The organism is Haloferax sp. ATCC BAA-644, from assembly GCF_000336975.1.
GTDB lineage: Archaea > Halobacteriota > Halobacteria > Halobacteriales > Haloferacaceae > Haloferax > Haloferax volcanii.
In genome coordinates, this window is sequence record NZ_AOLF01000032.1 from 21,527 (window position 1) to 37,436 (window position 15,910).

The 15,910-nt window shown below is 68.3% G+C and carries 19 protein-coding genes; 10 read left to right on the forward strand and 9 right to left on the reverse strand.

What is annotated here, in order from left to right:
- Nucleotides 1-5: 5 nt before the first annotated feature.
- Nucleotides 6-1,298, forward strand: a complete 1,293-nt coding sequence (locus C458_RS14305; RefSeq protein ID WP_008576722.1) for an amidohydrolase — start codon at nucleotides 6-8, stop codon at nucleotides 1,296-1,298.
- A gap of 86 nt (nucleotides 1,299-1,384) precedes the next feature.
- Here the strand turns inward: C458_RS14305 and C458_RS14310 are convergent, their stop codons facing one another.
- Nucleotides 1,385-1,696: a helix-turn-helix transcriptional regulator gene (locus C458_RS14310; RefSeq protein WP_004045280.1), complete on the reverse strand. Its 312-nt coding sequence runs from the start codon at nucleotides 1,694-1,696 to the stop codon at nucleotides 1,385-1,387.
- A 99-nt stretch (nucleotides 1,697-1,795) separates the two neighbouring features.
- Here C458_RS14310 and C458_RS14315 point away from each other — a divergent pair, with 99 nt between their 5' ends.
- On the forward strand, nucleotides 1,796-3,082 hold the full coding sequence (locus C458_RS14315; RefSeq protein ID WP_008576723.1) for an adenosylhomocysteinase: 1,287 nt from the start codon (nucleotides 1,796-1,798) through the stop codon (nucleotides 3,080-3,082).
- Between the two features lie 82 nt (nucleotides 3,083-3,164).
- On the opposite strand, the gene C458_RS14320 is transcribed toward C458_RS14315, so the two are convergent.
- Nucleotides 3,165-3,497, reverse strand: coding sequence for a multidrug efflux SMR transporter (locus C458_RS14320; RefSeq protein WP_008576724.1), 333 nt, complete (start codon nucleotides 3,495-3,497; stop codon nucleotides 3,165-3,167).
- A 121-nt stretch (nucleotides 3,498-3,618) separates the two neighbouring features.
- On the opposite strand from C458_RS14320, the gene C458_RS14325 reads away from it, so the two are divergent.
- Nucleotides 3,619-4,407, forward strand: a complete 789-nt coding sequence (locus tag C458_RS14325; protein ID WP_008578548.1) for a TrmB family transcriptional regulator — start codon at nucleotides 3,619-3,621, stop codon at nucleotides 4,405-4,407.
- 72 nt (nucleotides 4,408-4,479) lie between these two features.
- Nucleotides 4,480-4,902 (forward strand): Holliday junction resolvase Hjc, encoded by a 423-nt coding sequence (gene hjc, locus C458_RS14330; protein ID WP_008576726.1) that lies wholly within the window; start codon nucleotides 4,480-4,482, stop codon nucleotides 4,900-4,902.
- 34 nt (nucleotides 4,903-4,936) lie between these two features.
- On the opposite strand, the gene C458_RS14335 is transcribed toward hjc, so the two are convergent.
- Entirely contained in the window at nucleotides 4,937-5,584 is a 648-nt protein-coding gene (locus tag C458_RS14335) for an SWIM zinc finger family protein (protein ID WP_008576727.1), read from the reverse strand.
- Between the two features lie 219 nt (nucleotides 5,585-5,803).
- Here C458_RS14335 and C458_RS14340 point away from each other — a divergent pair, with 219 nt between their 5' ends.
- Complete coding sequence (locus C458_RS14340; protein WP_004065604.1) at nucleotides 5,804-6,007, forward strand: hypothetical protein; 204 nt, start codon at nucleotides 5,804-5,806, stop codon at nucleotides 6,005-6,007.
- Between the two features lie 109 nt (nucleotides 6,008-6,116).
- Here C458_RS14340 and C458_RS14345 read toward each other — a convergent pair whose 3' ends face one another.
- The gene (locus tag C458_RS14345) at nucleotides 6,117-7,226 is read right to left on the reverse strand and encodes a DNA primase eukaryotic-type large subunit (protein ID WP_008578545.1); all 1,110 of its coding nucleotides are present in this window, start codon (nucleotides 7,224-7,226) and stop codon (nucleotides 6,117-6,119) included.
- 165 nt (nucleotides 7,227-7,391) lie between these two features.
- On the opposite strand from C458_RS14345, the gene C458_RS14350 reads away from it, so the two are divergent.
- Nucleotides 7,392-7,985, forward strand: coding sequence for a hypothetical protein (locus C458_RS14350; RefSeq protein WP_008576732.1), 594 nt, complete (start codon nucleotides 7,392-7,394; stop codon nucleotides 7,983-7,985).
- A 277-nt stretch (nucleotides 7,986-8,262) separates the two neighbouring features.
- Here the strand turns inward: C458_RS14350 and C458_RS14355 are convergent, their stop codons facing one another.
- Nucleotides 8,263-9,006, reverse strand: a complete 744-nt coding sequence (locus C458_RS14355) for a DNA polymerase sliding clamp (RefSeq protein WP_004065599.1) — start codon at nucleotides 9,004-9,006, stop codon at nucleotides 8,263-8,265.
- 272 nt (nucleotides 9,007-9,278) lie between these two features.
- Between C458_RS14355 and C458_RS14360 the strand changes: the two genes are divergently transcribed.
- Nucleotides 9,279-9,740: a low molecular weight phosphatase family protein gene (locus C458_RS14360; RefSeq protein WP_008576741.1), complete on the forward strand. Its 462-nt coding sequence runs from the start codon at nucleotides 9,279-9,281 to the stop codon at nucleotides 9,738-9,740.
- Here the strand turns inward: C458_RS14360 and C458_RS14365 are convergent.
- Nucleotides 9,737-11,986 (reverse strand): amino acid permease, encoded by a 2,250-nt coding sequence (locus tag C458_RS14365; protein ID WP_008576743.1) that lies wholly within the window; start codon nucleotides 11,984-11,986, stop codon nucleotides 9,737-9,739. The genes C458_RS14360 and C458_RS14365 overlap by 4 nt on opposite strands.
- Nucleotides 11,987-12,367: 381 nt before the next feature.
- On the opposite strand from C458_RS14365, the gene C458_RS14370 reads away from it, so the two are divergent.
- The 3 genes from C458_RS14370 (at nucleotide 12,368) to C458_RS14380 (ending at nucleotide 14,648) form a co-directional block, all read left to right on the forward strand.
- Nucleotides 12,368-13,153 (forward strand): Lrp/AsnC family transcriptional regulator, encoded by a 786-nt coding sequence (locus C458_RS14370; RefSeq protein ID WP_008576745.1) that lies wholly within the window; start codon nucleotides 12,368-12,370, stop codon nucleotides 13,151-13,153.
- A 165-nt stretch (nucleotides 13,154-13,318) separates the two neighbouring features.
- Nucleotides 13,319-14,098 (forward strand): 23S rRNA (uridine(2552)-2'-O)-methyltransferase, encoded by a 780-nt coding sequence (locus C458_RS14375; protein WP_008576746.1) that lies wholly within the window; start codon nucleotides 13,319-13,321, stop codon nucleotides 14,096-14,098.
- Between the two features lie 148 nt (nucleotides 14,099-14,246).
- On the forward strand, nucleotides 14,247-14,648 hold the full coding sequence (locus tag C458_RS14380; RefSeq protein ID WP_008576747.1) for a hypothetical protein: 402 nt from the start codon (nucleotides 14,247-14,249) through the stop codon (nucleotides 14,646-14,648).
- Between the two features lie 70 nt (nucleotides 14,649-14,718).
- On the opposite strand, the gene C458_RS18530 is transcribed toward C458_RS14380, so the two are convergent.
- Genes C458_RS18530 through C458_RS14390 form a run of 3 tightly spaced genes read right to left on the reverse strand, consistent with a single transcriptional unit; the run spans nucleotide 14,719 to nucleotide 15,839 of the window.
- Nucleotides 14,719-14,895 (reverse strand): hypothetical protein, encoded by a 177-nt coding sequence (locus tag C458_RS18530; RefSeq protein WP_004065585.1) that lies wholly within the window; start codon nucleotides 14,893-14,895, stop codon nucleotides 14,719-14,721.
- 55 nt (nucleotides 14,896-14,950) lie between these two features.
- Nucleotides 14,951-15,670, reverse strand: a complete 720-nt coding sequence (locus C458_RS14385) for a queuosine precursor transporter (protein WP_008576764.1) — start codon at nucleotides 15,668-15,670, stop codon at nucleotides 14,951-14,953.
- Nucleotides 15,663-15,839 (reverse strand): ribbon-helix-helix domain-containing protein, encoded by a 177-nt coding sequence (locus C458_RS14390; RefSeq protein ID WP_004045298.1) that lies wholly within the window; start codon nucleotides 15,837-15,839, stop codon nucleotides 15,663-15,665. Before C458_RS14390 ends, C458_RS14385 begins: the two co-directional genes overlap by 8 nt.
- Nucleotides 15,840-15,910 lie beyond the last annotated feature (71 nt).

Sequence of the window (15,910 nt, forward strand, 5' to 3'; positions counted from 1 at the left end):
GCGACATGAACACGCTCCGAATCGCGGGCGGACAGGTGCTCCGCCCCGACGCGACGGTCGAGGACGCGGACGTACTCGTGGACCGAGACGAGGGAACCATCCTCGACATCGGCGCGGACCTCGACGCCGACGCCGACGAGACGCTCGACGCCGCGGGCTGTCTCGTCACGCCCGGTCTGGTGAACGCCCACTGCCACGCGGCGATGACGCTCCTGCGCGGCTACGCCGACGACAAGCCGCTCGACGCGTGGCTCCGCGAGGACATCTGGCCCGCCGAGGGCGCGCTCACGCCCGAGGACGTGCGCGCCGGCGCGGAACTCGGTCTCGTGGAGATGATTAAGTCGGGGACCACCGCGTTCGCGGACATGTACTTCCACGTCCCCGAAATCGCCGCCGCGGTCGACGAGGCCGGCGTCCGCGCCCGCCTCGGCCACGGCGTCGTCACGCTCGGGAAGGACGACGCGGACGCGCGGGCCGACATCGACGAGAGCCTCGACGTGGCCCGCGAGTTCGACGGCGCGGCCGACGGCCGGATTCGGACCGCCGCGATGCCCCACTCGCTGACGACGGTCGCGGAGGAGTACCTCCGCGAGTTCGTCGCCGACGCCCACGACGAGGGCATTCCGGTCCACTACCACGCCAACGAGACGACCGACGAGGTCGACCCCATCGTCGACGAGCGCGGCGAGCGCCCCCTGTCGTACGCGACGGACCTCGGCATGCTCACCGCCGACGACTTCCTCGCCCACGGCGTCCACGTCGACGACGCGGAAATCGACCTGCTCGCCGAGGCGGGCACCGGCGTCGTCCACTGCCCGGCGTCGAACATGAAGCTCGCCTCCGGCATGGCCCCCGTCCAGAAACTGCTCGACGCGGGCGTCACGGTCGGCCTCGGCACCGACGGCGCGGCCTCGAACAACGACCTCGACATGTTCGACGAGATGCGCGACGCCGCGATGCTCGGCAAACTCGCCGCCGAGGACGCCAGCGCCGTCGCCGCCCCCGACGTGGTACGGATGGCGACCGCCGGCTCCGCCGCCGCCGTCGACCTCCCCGGCGGCGCGCTCGAAGTCGGCGGCGCGGCCGACCTCGCCGTCGTCGACCTCGACGCGCCGCATCTCACGCCCCCGAACGACCTCGTGAGCCACCTCGCGTACGCCGCCCGCGGCTCCGACGTTCGCCACACGGTCTGTGACGGCCGGGTGCTGATGCGGGACCGCGAGGTGCTGACGCTCGACGAGGACGCCGTGATGGCCCGCGCCCGCGAGGCGGTCGCGTCGCTCCGCGAGCGCGTCTGAATCGCCCGTCCGGCCCACTGCCGCCGGTTCTGTCGCCGCCTCCGATTCTGCCGCCGCCTCCGCCGCCGCACCGACCTCCGACCCCGCTACCCGGCCAACTCGATGCGCAGTCCGTCGTCGGTCACGCTGACCTCCATGCGCTCGAACGTCCGGTGGTACTGCGCGACGTGTCGGCCGTCGCTGTGGTCCACCATGATGGACTTCTCGAACAGCGACGCCTCGTGGAGCCGCTTGACCTCCCGGTAGGCCGTCGACAGCGGCACGTCGGCCCGACAGCTCAGCTCCTTGACCGTCAGCGGCTCGTCGGCGACGCGCAAGAGGTCCGGAACCGCGGGGGCGCTCATCAGGGCGAACAACTCCTGTTCGGCGAGCGTCTTGCCGTTATCTATGACGAGCATCGGCCCTCGGCGGTACAATCTCACGGTTGACACTTGTAGATTCGGGGGGCGGCGACCGCCTTCGGTAGGGTTTTCGGACCCCTCTCCGAACCCACGGGTATGAGCGAACACTACGCTCCCGTCTCCGAGCACCTCGACGATGTCGAGGCCGCCCGGACCGAGGGACGACGCAAGATGGACTGGGCGCTCCAGCACATGCCCATCCTGCAGGAACTCCGCGAGCAGTTCGAGTCGGAACAGCCGCTCGCCGGCGAGGTCGTCGGCATGGCGATGCACGTCGAGGCGAAGACGGCGAACCTCGTGGAACTGCTGGCGCTCGGCGGCGCGGAAGTCGCCATCACCGGCTGCAACCCGCTTTCGACCCACGACGACGTGTCGGCGGCGCTCGACGCCAACGACGACATCACCTCCTACGCCGTCCGCGGCGTCGACGAGGAGGACTACTACGCGGCCATCGACGCCGTCATCGCCCACGAGCCGACCGTCACGGTCGACGACGGCATGGACATGGTCTTTACCATCCACGAGGAGTACCCCGAACTCATCGACACCATCGTCGGCGGGGCCGAGGAGACCACGACCGGCGTCCACCGCCTCCGCGCGATGGACGAGGACGGCGAACTGAACTACCCCGTCTTCGCCGTCAACGACACGCCGATGAAGCGCCTGTTCGACAACGTCCACGGCACGGGCGAGTCGTCGTTGGCCACCATCGCCATGACGACGAACCTCTCGTACGCCGGCAAGAACGTCGTCGTCGGCGGCTACGGCTACTGCGGCAAGGGCGTCGCCAAGAAGGCCGCCGGCCAGAACGCGAACGTCATCGTCACCGAGGTCGACCCCCGCCGCGCGCTCGAAGCCCACATGGAGGGCTACGACGTGATGCCGATGGAGGAGGCCGCGAAGGTCGGTGACGTGTTCATCACGACCACCGGCAACCGCGACGTCATCACCCGCGAGGACTTCGAGAACATGAGAGACGGCGTCCTCCTCGCCAACGCCGGCCACTTCGACATCGAAATCGACCTCGACGCGCTGTCTGACCTCGCGGTCGACGAGTACGAGGCCCGCGACGGCGTCGACGCCTACGAACTCGAGGACGGCCGCCGCCTGAACGTCCTCGCCGAGGGCCGCCTCGTCAACCTCGCGTCGCCCATCGCGCTCGGCCACCCGGTCGAGGTCATGGACCAGTCGTTCGGCGTGCAGGCCGTCGTCGTCCGCGAACTCGTCGAAAACGGCGAGGACTACGACGCCGGCGTCCACGACGTGCCCGACGAACTGGACCGCGAAGTCGCTGAAATCAAACTCGAAGCCGAGGGCATCGAGTTCGACTCGATGACCGACGAGCAGCGCGAGTACATGGGTAGCTGGGCCCACGGGACGTAAGCGACCGCGCCCACGCTCTCTCTCTCTCTCGTTTCTCACAGCTGCCTCCCGTCAGCGACCGCGTTCGGCCCACCCGCCGGCGTTAGTGCGCGGCCATCTCCGAGAGGACGTTGACGCAGTAGATTCCGGCGAGGATGAGAAGCAGGCCGACGACGCCCGTCAGGTCGACCGGTTCGTCGAACACGACGACGCCGATGGCCGCGACGCCGACGATGCCCAGCGCGGCCCACGTCCCGTACACCACGCCGATGGGGAGTTCTTCCAGCGTCAGCGAGACGAGGTAGAACGCGAGGCCGTAGCCGACCACCACGCCGAGGCTCGGCACGGGCTTCGAAAACCCCGCGGACAGTTTGAGCGCGGTCGTTCCGACGAGTTCCGACGCGATTGCGCCGGCGAGTAACGCGTACGGGTTCATGCCCGTCGGTCCCGCCACGACCCGAATGAGCGTTCTGCAATCGCCCGCCACTTGCGGTCCGTTGCTCGCCGCCGAACAAGAAATATCAAACTACTAACTCGTGGGCGAGAGAGTCCCGACCATGACCGAACTCGGGGAACTCGGCCTGTCGACCTACGAGGAGAAGGTGTATCGGACGCTCCTCGTCACGGGAGCCGCGACGGCCGCGACCGTCTCGGACGCGAGCGGCGTCCCGAACGGCCGGGTCTACGACGTGCTCAACGGGCTCCGGTCGCGCCGACTGGTCCGCGCGCAGTCGACCCAGCCGACGCGGTACGTCGCCGTCGACCCGGGCGCGGCGGTCGAGCGACTGCTGGCCGAGCGCGCGGCGGAACTGCGCGAGGAGTGGACGCGATACCGCGACGTGGCCGACGCGGTCCGGTCGAACCTCCTGCCGACGCCGCCGGCCGACGGGAGCGTCTGGCTCGGCCGCCTCGGCGGCGACGAGATGCGGACGGCGATGCACGAACACGTCCGGGCGGCGACGGAATCCGTCTCGGCCGCGGTCGGCCCGCCGTACGAGCGGGCCCCGTGGGAGACGCTCAGAACCGAGTTCGACGCGTTCTTCGAGGGCGCTCGCGACGACCTCGACGTATGGCTGCTCCTCAGCGACCCCGTGCTCGACTCGCTCCCCGACGAGTTTCCGGACCTCGTGGCGTCGAAGCCGCAGACGGTTCGAATCGGCGTCCTGCCGCACCTACCGGTCTCGTTCGATGTCGTCGACGAATCGGTCGCGTCGGTCGACATTCCGCACCCGCAGTCCGCCGCCGACCGCCTCGGCGTCGTCGTGGTGACGGACGCGGGCGTCGTCGACGAGTTCGACCGCCAGTTCCGGGCGCTGTGGGGGGACGCCGTCCCGCTTTTCGAGTGACGCCGCGCATCTCGTCTGCGCTCTCGGACGCCGGTCGCCCCATTTATCACCGCCCGCGGCCGACTCCCGACCATGTCTTCGAACAGAAAGGGGGACCGACGCGAGCGCGAACTCGTCAACGCTCTCGACGAGGCCGGGTTCGCGGTCATGCGCGCGCCCGCCTCCGGGAGCGCGACGACGCGCGAACTCCCCGACGTGCTCGCGGGCAACGGCGAGGTGTTCTACGCCATCGAGGCGAAGGCCTCCAGCGGCCGCCCCATCTACCTGAGCGGCGAGGAGGTCGAAGCGCTCGTCTACTTCTCGCGGAACTTCGGCGCGAAGGCCCGCATCGCCGTCCGATTCGACCGCGAGGACTGGTACTTCTTTCATCCCAGCGAACTCTACGTGACCGATGGCGGGAACTACCGCGTGAAAAAAGAGACGGCGCTGGCGGAAGGTGAGGATTTCGAATCGTTCACCGGCGGCCCGACGCAGACCAAACTCGGCGGCGACTGAGGTCGCGACGCGGCGTCTCGTTCTCCCCGCTCGCTCACGCCCGAGCGAGTCGCTCGCCGAGCGAGTTCGCGCCCACGAAGCCGCGCTCGACGCGGCTGAGCCGCGAGGCGGGGAACCGGTAGGCGTGCAGTTCACCGAGGTCGGAAAGACCGGCGTTCACCGGCAGCGAGTCGAGATAGACCGCCTCGAACGTCGGTTCGTGGCCGCCGTAGTCGCGGTTGCTCTCGAACGCGGCGACGAGTTTCCCCGTCTCCGTCGGCGTCTCGTCGGCTCGGGTGCCGAGCGCCCGGGTGACGACGAGGAGGCCCCCGCTCTCGCGGTCGCGGACGAGGTCGCCGGCGCGGTGTTCGTGGTCGCGGCAGAGCTGCGGCCCCGTCGCGTCCATCGGGACGAACGTCTCGTCGCCGCAGACGGCGCAGGTGGCGCGCCGGCGGTCCGGCGGCGGGACCTCGCCGCGGGTAATTTCGATGGCGACCCGGCGGAGGTGCTTACAGCGGGCGTGCCGGATGGCGTTGTCGGGGCAGGTGCAGGTTCGCGCCTCCACGTCGACGACGTAGGTGCCGCCGTCGGTTTCGACGACGTAGCGCCCGTCGCGGAGCGGCCGGACGGCCATCGGCTCGACGCGGGCGCGGCGGGCGCGCCCGACCAGTCCGTCGGACGGGAGCGTTGTCTTGCGGCGCACCGGGCGGCGAGTCGACGCGGGTGTGTGTGCGATGTGCGTCATGGTGGTGCGGGATTCCGACCGTACCAGCGGCTGTTGGGGGTCGGTTTCCGTCACCCGAATGTAGGTTCTCGAACGACCTAAACCCTCGTTTCGCGTGGAAAATCGGCCGCGTGAGTGGCTCTCGTCGGGCATCCGCCCATCGAAGACCTTTTAGAACGGCCGCGGATACGTCGTCGCATGGCTATCGAAGCGGAGATGCGGCGGAAGATTGCCGTCTCCATCGTCGCGGTCGGGGTGTTTATCGCCCTCATCGTCGGCATCGGTGCGACCTACAACCAGAGTGGACTCGTCTCCACCGGCGGGCTCGCACTCGTCGGCGCTATCACGGCGTTCGTGCTCGTGATGGCTGGTATCGGCGTTTGGCTGTCGCGTTCTTCCTAACCCGGCTGGTCGGTTTCGACGACGGGTTCGCCGTCGCGGGGCGCTCGACACGCAGCGGCGGCGCTCGTCAGTCGGCTGACGGCTCGCAGAACCGTCTCTCGTGGTCCGGTTAGTCGGCGGCTTCGTCCGCGGGGTCCGCGGCGGCCGCGTCCGCGTCGTTCGTCGCCGTCTCGAAGTAGTTCATCGGGTGCTTGATGGTGTCACAGCGGTCGTCGCGGTTCACACAGAGGTCGTACGCCTGCATCGTCTCGCAGGTCGGCGGCGCGTACTGCGACCCGCTGGAGTCCGCGAGGACGGTCGCCCGCTTTTGGAGCTCCTCGGCGTTCGCGTCGCCGACGACGCCGCCGACTTCCTCGGGTTCGAGACCGACGCCGACGAGGAACGCCGCGAGCGCGAACGCCGCCTCGTTCGGGAGCGACTCGCCGTCCTGCGCCCGCGCCAACAGCGCCTCGACGCAGGGCGGGAAGTGGTCGGGGTCCACCGCGTCGACGTAGACGGCGTTGACCGCGCCGCGGTCCGAAAGCAGGTTCCGCAGGCGCTCGACGTGGGGTTTGAGCGCGTCGGCGAGGCGGTCGCCCGCGTCGCTGCCGCGGACGGCGAAGGGAAGCCCCTCTGCGACCCGGCGGCGGACCGCCTCGCGGAGCAGTTCCGAGAGTTCTTCGCGGGTGACGCGGACCGCGCCGCCGGCCAGCGAGCGGTTGACGAGTCGCCAGTCGGCGCCCCAGTCGGTGTCGGAGTAGGTGAGATACGGCCCCACGTCGACCCAGTAGTGGTCGGGCGCGCGGCGGCTGTTGCGGGTCCGGTTCGACTCGGCCCGCACCGCGCCGTCGAGGTCGAACTCGCGGAGGAAGTCGTCGAGACTCGCGCGGGCCTCGCCGTGGACGTCGTCGTCGCCGGCGTCGAAGTCGGCGAGCATGCGCTCGTAGGCCGTGTCGGCCTCGGCGCGGGCGTACTTGTCCACCGCCGCGGGCGTCTCGACGAGCGAGACGATGATACGGGAGATGGGGTAGGAAAGCAGTTCCGTCTTGGTCTCCCACGGGTAGGCCTCGTCGGGGTCGGGTTCGACGGTGCCCTCCATGAGGGCGCGTTCGACGCGCTCGACGCCACGCTCGACGGCCGGGGCGTCCTCTGCGACGAGCGTCGCGATGGCGACGTCCGCCGATTCGACCGCCTCTCTGGCCGCGGCGAAAAACGGGTATCGGGCGTGGAGCGGGCGCATCCGCATACCGCCACGTTCCGGGTGCCCACCGATAAACGCGACGGATTCGGCGGTGGCGGCCGTGGGCCGTGCGGCCCATCCCCGCGGTCGGTTCTCGCGGCGGGTGCCGCCCGCGACGACGGCGCATCACACAACCTATTACCGACCGCTTCCTCAGGCTCTCATGTGCCGCACTTCGACTACCCGTGTCCGGACTGCCGCGCCACGACCAGTCTCCACGACGCCGACTGTCGCTTCGAGGGGACGCCGTGGGTCGAAGTCGAGCGGGCTTACGTCGACATCGTCTCCGTCCTCGCGGGCGGCCCGTGCGACGAGGAGACGCTTCGCCGCGAAGCGCCGGGCGAGTGGGGGCCGCTCCAACAGGCCGCGCTCCGCCGACTCAAGCGCGACGAGCGGGTGTCGGAAGCGAACACGGGCGTCCTCCGACTGCTCACCGCCGAGGAGTTCAGAGAGGAGGTCTCGGAGCCGACCCGGGAGCCGATGCGGACGCTCCACCGGTACGGGAGCGTCCCCGGCTGTCACGACAACGCCGTCTTCGCCATGATAGCGTGGTACGAGATGGTCGGCCTGTCGTGGCCCGAGACGCGCGAGAACGTCGTCAACTGGCTCCGCGACACCGGCGCGTGGGACCGCGGCGGCTTCGAGGAGGCGACGCCCGCCGAACTCGTCGAGAAGAAGCGCCACGTCTACGAGGCGGGCTACGGCTGGAAGGAAAAGGCCGTCTCGGCCAAGCGCGTCATCGACCGCTACCGCTCCTGAGCGCCGACCCCGACCTACCCGTCGATTCTCCCGCCGACTCGGCGCAACCGTTAGGCGCTTCTCGCGCGGCTGTGGTGTCGTGAGTGCCCCCGAGTCCGCCGTGCCTTTCGACGCCGAGGCCCCCGAGGAGCCGCGGGAAACGCGCCGCGCCCTCGCGACCGAGACACGGTGGCGTCGAGGCGAGGCGGCCGGCGCGGTCGCTGACCGGTGAGAAGCGAGAGAAACGGATGGGACGGCTCGAGCGGTCGGACAACGACGCGGCCGCCGAAACGTCCGCTCAGTCGCTCTGGATGCGCGGGGCGAGCATGTACGTGATGGTGCCCATCCCTTCTGCGATTTGGTAGTGAAGCTTGACCGGGAACTCCTCGCCGAGTTCGACGGTGACCTCGGCGTCGGTCGGAATCGCCTTGTTCATGTCTTTGAGATAATCGAGCGAGAACAGCGAGTCGGCCGCGCCGGCCTCGATGCTGATGAGGTCCGCCGGGGGAAGCGACAGGTCCACGTCGTCGGTGTCGCCCTCGGCCTCGATGTGGAACGTCTCTTCCGCGCCGTCGACGCGGAGGCGGATGTGGTCCGAAACCATGTCGGCCGCCTTGATACCGCGGTCGAGGTGCGTCCCTTCGAGGACGATGTTCGCCGCGAGGTCGAGGTCCGGAATGTCGGGCTCCTGGCGAATCGAGTCGGGGTCGATGAGCGCGAGCGTGTACGACAGCCCGTCGATGCGGATGTTGAGCTTGCGCGTCTCCTCGTCGAGCGTGAGGTGGATGAGGTCGCCCGAGCCCGCCATCCCGGCGACCTCTTCGAGGCGAGAGAGGTTGACGCCGATGACGCCGCCGTCGGCTTCGTAGGATTCGAACGCCGCCGCGTCGAGCGTGAGGTCCACCATGCCGACGTTCGCGGGGTCGACGGCGCGGATGGAGAGACTCTCCTCGTTGAGTCGAATCTTACACTCGTCGACGAGGACGCTCACGGAGTCGAGCGCGTCCCGGAGCGTCGCGGCGCTCACGATGGCCTTGAACATATGTGCCGTCGTACGACAGCGGTCTTAAAAATACTCCTGATTTGGACTCACCGCAATATGATGTTCGCACGCTCTCCCGCGTGCGCGCCCCCGCGAGCACCCCACCGCTCCCCCGGCTCCCCATGGGTGTTGTTGTCACTATTTTCGTACATATCTAACCCGTCGATTTCGAGGGTCTAGGGCTTCAAAGCACTCAAATAGCTGATTGTGTAACTCCCGCCCATGGGGAACGACGAGACGAACCCAGCCGCCCGCCGACGAGGTGCCGAGCGATGACCGACGCCGCCGATGTCGATGTTGACGCCGACACCGACGCGACGCCGACCCGCGTCGCCTTCGTCTGCGTCCAGAACGCCGGTCGGAGCCAGATGGCGACGGCCTTCGCCCGCCGGGAGCGCGCCGACCGCGGCGTCGTCGACCGCATCGAGGTCGTCACCGGCGGCACCGACCCCGCCGACCGCGTCCACGACGAGGTCGTCGCGGTCATGCGCGAGAAGGACTTCGACCTCGCCGACGAGACGCCGCGCGCAATCGAGCAGGACGAGATTATGAACGTGGATATCGTCGTCACGATGGGCTGTTCGGCCGAGGGCATCTGTCCCATGACGTGGCGCGGCGACGCCCGCGACTGGGACCTCGACGACCCGGACGGCCGGGACCTCGATGCGGTCCGGGCGATTCGCGACGACATCGAGGGGCGCGTTTCGGCGCTGTTCGACGAACTCGCGGGTTAGCCGAACAGCCGCTCTCGGAGCGACCGTCGCCGGGGGCGCTCGGCCAGCAACACGGTCGTATCGAGGTCGTCGAGCACGGACAGCACCAGCGACCCGCCGACGAGTCGGGACAGCAGGCCGGCCTCCGTCGCGCCGACGAGGACCAGCGACTTGTCCGCCGCCGCCTCGCCGATGACGGTCTCCACGTCGCCCGTCTCGACCAGTTGCTCCACTCCGTTTAGGTCGTGTTCCGCGACCCACTGTTCGAGGAACTCCCGGCCGGCCGCGACCTCGTCAGCGACGTGCAGCACCGAGATGTGCGCGTCGGTCGTCGCTTGCAGCGCTCGTGCGACCTCCGCGGAGAGGTCCGACGAGTGCCCGCCCGCCGTCGGAAGCAGCACCTCGCTCGGGTCGAACTCCTCCCCGTCGAGGACGACCACGTCGCACGGGAGGTCGTGCGTCAGTTCGTCGAGCGCGCCTTCGACTCGCCCGCCGGCGAGTTTCGCGCCGCTGTGGCCCATGACCAGCCTGTCGACGCCGTGTTGGCGCGCCGCGTCGAACACCTCCGCGAGCCCCTCGTGGGAGAGAATCGTCCGCGTATCGACCGGCACGTCCAGCTGTTCGACGTCGGCTCGCGCGTCGGCCATGAGCCGCTCGGACGTCTTCGAGATGCGGTCGCGTTGGTCGGCGGCGGCCGCCAGCGAGGTCTGGTCCGGGACCTGAATGACGTGGGTCGCGAGGACCCGCCCGCCGTCGAACTTCGCGAGCGCGGCCGCGAGCGTCACGAGCGCCCGCTCGGTTCGGGGGTTCGAAACCGCGACCATCGTCGTCGTCGCGGGCGCGTCGTCGATGCGACCCGACCCGTTCGGCGCGACCGTCGCCGCGGCGTCGACGACCGAGGCCGGTAGCTCGTCGCCCCGAGAGAGGATGTGCCGACCGAGAAGCCCCTGTCTGTCGGCGTTGTTGCGTGCGTACACGAAGTACCAGACCACGGCACCGACGACGAACAGCCCCGAAAGCAGGAGTTCTTCCCCGCCGACGAACGCCAGCAGTCCGAGCGAGAGCGCCATGCCGACGAGCGGCGTAACCGGGTACAGCGGCACGGTGAACGCCGGGTCGTACTCCGGGTCCGTCTCCCGGAAGACGATGAGCGCCGCGTTCATGAGCGCGTAGACGACGAGGTGGAGCACGCTCGCGGCTTTTGCCAACACCTCGATGTCTCGGCCGAGCGCCGCGATGAAGAGGATGATGACGGCACCCGTGACGAGAATCGACCGGTAGGGCGTCGCGTAGTTCGGGTGAATCTCGTTGAGCCAGTTGGTGACGATTCGGTCCCGACCCATCGCGAAGTTGATTCGGGCCGACGCCAGAATCGACGCGTTCGCGCTGGAGGCGGTCGCGAGGAGCGCGCCCAGCGTCACGACGGTGACGGCGAGGCCGGCCAGCCCGCCGGGGAACGCGAGTTGCGTCGCCTGCGTCAGCGGCGCGCTCTGGCTCAGGTCCGGCCACGGCACCACGCCGAGCATGATGCTCACGAGAATCGCGTAGAGAACGGTGACGATGGCGACGCTCCCGATAACCGCCAGCGGGAGGTTCCGACCGGGGTTCTTCAGCTCCTCGGCGACGGTCGCAATCTTCGCGTAGCCGAGAAACGAGACGAACACGAGCGCCGTCCCCGGCAGGATGGCACCGTAGCCGAACGGCGCGATACCGCCGTCACCGACGAGCGTTGCGAAGTCGAACGACAGCCAGCCCTGGACCGCGAACAGGGCCAGAATCGCCAACAGGACGGTGACGATGACCGTCTGCACGCCGCCGGTCTCCTTGGCACCGATGTAGTTGACGCCCACGAAGACGGCCCCGGCGACGAGCGCGCCGACCTGCACCTCGTTGAGAAAGAGGAACGCCGGCATCGGTACGAGCGTCGCGAGGTACTGCCCGAAGCCGATGCTGTAAAACGCGGAGGCGAACGCCAGCCCCATCCAGTCGCCGAGGCCGGCGATAGAGCCGAACAGCGGCCCGAGCGCGCGGTTGACGTAGTAGTAGCCGCCGCCGGCTTTCGGCATCGCGGTGCCGAGTTCGGAGACCGAAAGCGCGTTCACCAGCGCGATGAGCCCCCCGACGACGAACGAGGCGACGACGACCGGGCCGGCGGTGCTGGCCGCGACGCCGGGCAGGACGAAGATGCCCGCGCCGATCATCGTCCCGATGCCGATAGTCAGCGCCGACAGGAGGCCGAGGTCCTTCGCGAGTTCCTCGTCGCTCATCCGTTGGCCTCCGTGCTGGGACCCTCGGTCCGTCGCTTCGGAACCCGCTGTTCGGGTCGGAGCGACGCGCTGTCGGCCGTCTCGGTGACGTTCGTCTCGTGCATAGTCGCTACCCGGTTGTGTAACGATATAAGTTCTACCCTTTCACTTCGAATTCGAAAATAGAAATGGATATAATTTCTAAGAACGAAATACTCGTGAGTCGTCCGTATCCGAACTGGCTCGTCTTCGCGGCCCCTCACGGACCGGTACGGGGCCGTCCTCACCTCGCGGCTCCTCGGTCGAGCAGTTCCGTCTCGCAAGGCGGGCGTCGTCCAGACAAGCCTTATATGAAAACGCGGGGTAGCTAACTTCGCAACCCGAACCGCGACACAGTCACCGATGCCATATCGCAACACCGACCACCGGCTCGACGAGATTGACCGCCGCATCCTCTACGCCCTGATGGACGATGCGCGTAACACGTCCGCCAGCACGCTCGCGGCGGAGGCCGGCGTCTCCGGAGCCACTATCCGGAACCGAATCCACAAGCTCGAAGACTCCGGCATCATCCGCGGCAGCACCGCGCAGGTCGATTTCGAACTCGCCGGCGGGAAGCTCACGAACCTCTATCTCTGCGACGTTCCCGTGACCGAACGAGAGGCGCTCGCCCACGAGGCGCGGGCGATTCCGGGCGTCATCAACGTCCGGACGCTGATGACCGGTCGCCGCAACCTCCACGTCCTCGCGGTCGGCGAGAGCACCGGCGACCTCCGGCGCGTCGCGCGGTTGCTCACCGACATCGGCATCCACATCGAGGACGAAGACCTGCTCGAAGAGGAGCTGTTCGCCCCCTACGGCCCGTTCGACCCCGACGACGGCGGCCACGCGCCCGAAGCCAACGATTTCATCAGCCTCACCGGCGACGCGAGCGTCGTCGAGGTCCCCGTGCAGTCCGACGCGCCGATAGCCGGCCTCACGCTCGAAGACGCCTCCGAGCGGGGGATTCTCGACGACGAGACGCTCGTCATCGCCATCGAGCGGGGCGACCGCGAACTCACCCCGCACGGGGACACGGTCATCGAGCCGGACGACATCGTGACGGTTCTCTCCCGCGCCGGCGGGGACGCGGATGCGGACGCGCTGTCGGCGTTCCGCGGTCCGCAGACGGAGTCGTCTGCGGGCTGACTTCGACGGTGTCGCGTCCGCGGTTTCCGCGCTGGCAGCCGCGCCGCCCCGTCTCCGGGCGCTATCCGATGTGCCTTTCCGGGCTGACCACGTCACACCCGATATGAACGCGAATTCGCCGGCTGTTCCCACGCGGAACATCACGGGCAGTTCAACGAGGTAAGCATGGCACGGAAAGACCACTACTACAACAAGGCCAAACAGGAGGGCTACCGCGCCCGCTCGGCCTACAAGCTGAAGCAACTCGACGGCGACGCGGGTCTGTTCGGCCCCGGCAACACCGTCGTCGACCTCGGTGCCGCCCCCGGCGGGTGGCTCCAGGTCGCCTCCGAGGCGGTCGGTGACCACGGCAAGGTCGTCGGCGTCGACCTCCAGCGAATCCGCGGCATCGACCGCGACAACGTCCAGACGATTCGCGGCGACATGACCGAAGACGAGACGAAGGAGGAACTGACGGCCGTCATCGGTGAGCGCGGAGCCGACGCCGTCGTCTCCGACATGGCACCGAACATGACCGGCGAGTACTCGCTGGACCACGCCCGCTCCGTCTACCTCGCCCGACAGGCGTTCGAGGTCGCACAGGAGCTGTTGGCGACCGGCGGCGACTTCGCCGTGAAGGTGTTCGACGGTCCGGACGTGGCGGACCTCCGCGCCGACATGGAACGGGAGTTCCAGTACGTCCGTTCGATGCGCCCCGACGCCTCCCGCGATAGCTCCTCCGAGCAGTACCTCGTCGGCAAGCACTTCCTCACCGCGCCGGTTCGGAAGGGCGACGAACTCGACGTGGAAATCGTCGACGTGGGGAGCGAGGGCGACGGCATCGCCAAAGTCGAGGAGTTCACGCTGTTCGTCTCCGGGACGGAGGCGGGCGACACGCCGACGGTCCGCGTCACCGACGTGAAACCGCGGTTCGCGTTCGCTGAACCAATCGACGACGAAGACTGAGAGGACGACTGCGCGCCGATTCTCACGTCGAGTCCGGCGCGTCCCGTGCCCGCCCGCGACCGCGCCGACGGCTCCGCGCCCGCCGCAATTTGTGTCTAACTTCGGGCAACCATTATCCGTGTTTGACACGACTCTGCTCGTGTCACCCATGTCAGCAGATACGACGACCACCGAGTCCCAACCGTTGTTCACCGGCCTCCCGTCGGGTATCGTTCCGTACGTCGCCATCCTCGGGGCGTTGGCGTCCGTGTACGCCCACTTCTCGCTCGCGCCGGTGTTGATGCAGTTCGACCAGACGCAGGCGATTCTGTTCGTCCTCGCGGGCGTCGGCTTCCTCGCGGGCATCGCCGTCTACCTGAGCAAGTTCTGGCGGCGCGAGTTCTACCTCGTCGCCATCGCGTTCGCGCTCGCTCAAATCGTGGCGTGGGTCGTCATGAGCGGGCGAGTCAGCGAGATGGCGATTCTCTCGAAGGGCGGCGAGGCCGTCTTCAGCGCCGCGGCGGCGTACCTCTATCTGAGCGACTCGCCCGAGACCGACGGGGCCGCCTGAGCCACGTCCCGCGTTCGACCCGTCGCCCCGCTGTCTCGACGTTCTGGCGGTCCGCCGCCCCGTCGCATCTTCACTCGACGACCACGAGGTCGAGTCGAAGCCCCGTCCGGCAGCCCTTCCAACCGCCGCGACAGGCCCCGGTGGCGAGGATGTCACCGAACGACGTGTAGGTCCCGCAGTTCGGACAGCGAATCCCCATCTCCATCCCGTCTCGCTCGGTGAGCCTGTGGCGGTGCTCGTCGGCCATACATCGTGTGGTATGCTACCAAAAGAGATAAGCCGTCCGTCGCCCCGGTCGCGTCTCAGTCCGCGACCCAGCCGTCGGTCGAGGACTCGTCGTCGCCGCGGAGGACCGCGACGGTCCCGTACACGAACGGGGTGTCCACGATTGCGATGAGGAGCTTCAGGAGGTACTGCCCGATAGCGAGGCCGACGAGGACGTTCCACGGAAGCACGTCTCCGATGCCGAGGACCGTCGGCGCGGCGTAGAAGCCGACGCCGACGAAGATGACCGTGTCGATGGCCTGACTCGTCGCCGTCGAGACGATGTTGCGGAGCCAGAGGAACGAGCCGTCGGTCAGCTCGCGGATGCCGTGGAAGACGATGACGTCCCAGTTCTGACTCACGAGATACGCGAGCAGACTCCCGGCGACGACGTTCGTTCCCGACGAGAGCACCGTGGCGAACTGCGCGGCGAACTCGGGGTTCGCGGCGGGCGCGGCGATGGTGCTCCAGACGAGGCCGAGGAGGACGAAGTTCATGGCGAAGCCGACGTTCACCATGACCTGCGCCGCCCGGCGGCCGTACAGTTCGGAGTAACAGTCGGACGCGAAGAAGGTGAGCGCGTACGCCAGCGCCGCCCCCGGCATGAGGATGGCCGCGCCGACGAACGGGAGTTCGCCCACCGCCGACGGCAGGGGAATCGAGAGCAGTTTCGACGCCGTCAACTGCGCCGTCGTCAGCGCGGTGACGAACAGGCCGACGAGGGCGACTTGTCCGATGGCCGAGCGCCCCTCACTCATCTTCGACGAGGCGGTTGTGTCGGTCGTCGATTTCGTCGAGGATGTCGAGCGTCTTCCGGATGGACGCCCGAACCGCATCGCTTCGGTTCACGAACTTCTTGTCGTCGCCGACGTGCTCGTCTAAGTCCGCGAGCAGTTCGTCTGGTATCTCGACGCTTATCTTGGCCATACTCGGGGATTCTCGTGAGAATACTTAACGCCTTTTCAACGGCCTCAGCGGCGATATCTGGCGCGTCTTCG

Coding starts and splice junctions, on each gene's coding strand:
- C458_RS14385 (WP_008576764.1), bottom strand. CDS start 15,670: ATGAGTGAGGGGCGCTCGGCCATCGGACAAGTCGCCCTCGTCGGCCTG.
- C458_RS14310 (WP_004045280.1), bottom strand. CDS start 1,696: ATGCTCGTCATAGATAACGGCAAGACGCTCGCCGAACAGGAGTTGTTC.
- C458_RS14320 (WP_008576724.1), bottom strand. CDS start 3,497: ATGAACCCGTACGCGTTACTCGCCGGCGCAATCGCGTCGGAACTCGTC.
- C458_RS14355 (WP_004065599.1), bottom strand. CDS start 9,006: ATGTTCAAGGCCATCGTGAGCGCCGCGACGCTCCGGGACGCGCTCGAC.
- C458_RS14365 (WP_008576743.1), bottom strand. CDS start 11,986: ATGAGCGACGAGGAACTCGCGAAGGACCTCGGCCTCCTGTCGGCGCTG.
- C458_RS14390 (WP_004045298.1), bottom strand. CDS start 15,839: ATGGCCAAGATAAGCGTCGAGATACCAGACGAACTGCTCGCGGACTTA.
- hjc (WP_008576726.1), top strand. CDS start 4,480: ATGTCTTCGAACAGAAAGGGGGACCGACGCGAGCGCGAACTCGTCAAC.
- C458_RS14370 (WP_008576745.1), top strand. CDS start 12,368: ATGCCATATCGCAACACCGACCACCGGCTCGACGAGATTGACCGCCGC.
- C458_RS14325 (WP_008578548.1), top strand. CDS start 3,619: ATGACCGAACTCGGGGAACTCGGCCTGTCGACCTACGAGGAGAAGGTG.
- C458_RS14375 (WP_008576746.1), top strand. CDS start 13,319: ATGGCACGGAAAGACCACTACTACAACAAGGCCAAACAGGAGGGCTAC.
- C458_RS14360 (WP_008576741.1), top strand. CDS start 9,279: ATGACCGACGCCGCCGATGTCGATGTTGACGCCGACACCGACGCGACG.
- C458_RS14305 (WP_008576722.1), top strand. CDS start 6: ATGAACACGCTCCGAATCGCGGGCGGACAGGTGCTCCGCCCCGACGCG.
- C458_RS14380 (WP_008576747.1), top strand. CDS start 14,247: ATGTCAGCAGATACGACGACCACCGAGTCCCAACCGTTGTTCACCGGC.
- C458_RS14345 (WP_008578545.1), bottom strand. CDS start 7,226: ATGCGCCCGCTCCACGCCCGATACCCGTTTTTCGCCGCGGCCAGAGAG.
- C458_RS14340 (WP_004065604.1), top strand. CDS start 5,804: ATGGCTATCGAAGCGGAGATGCGGCGGAAGATTGCCGTCTCCATCGTC.
- C458_RS18530 (WP_004065585.1), bottom strand. CDS start 14,895: ATGGCCGACGAGCACCGCCACAGGCTCACCGAGCGAGACGGGATGGAG.
- C458_RS14315 (WP_008576723.1), top strand. CDS start 1,796: ATGAGCGAACACTACGCTCCCGTCTCCGAGCACCTCGACGATGTCGAG.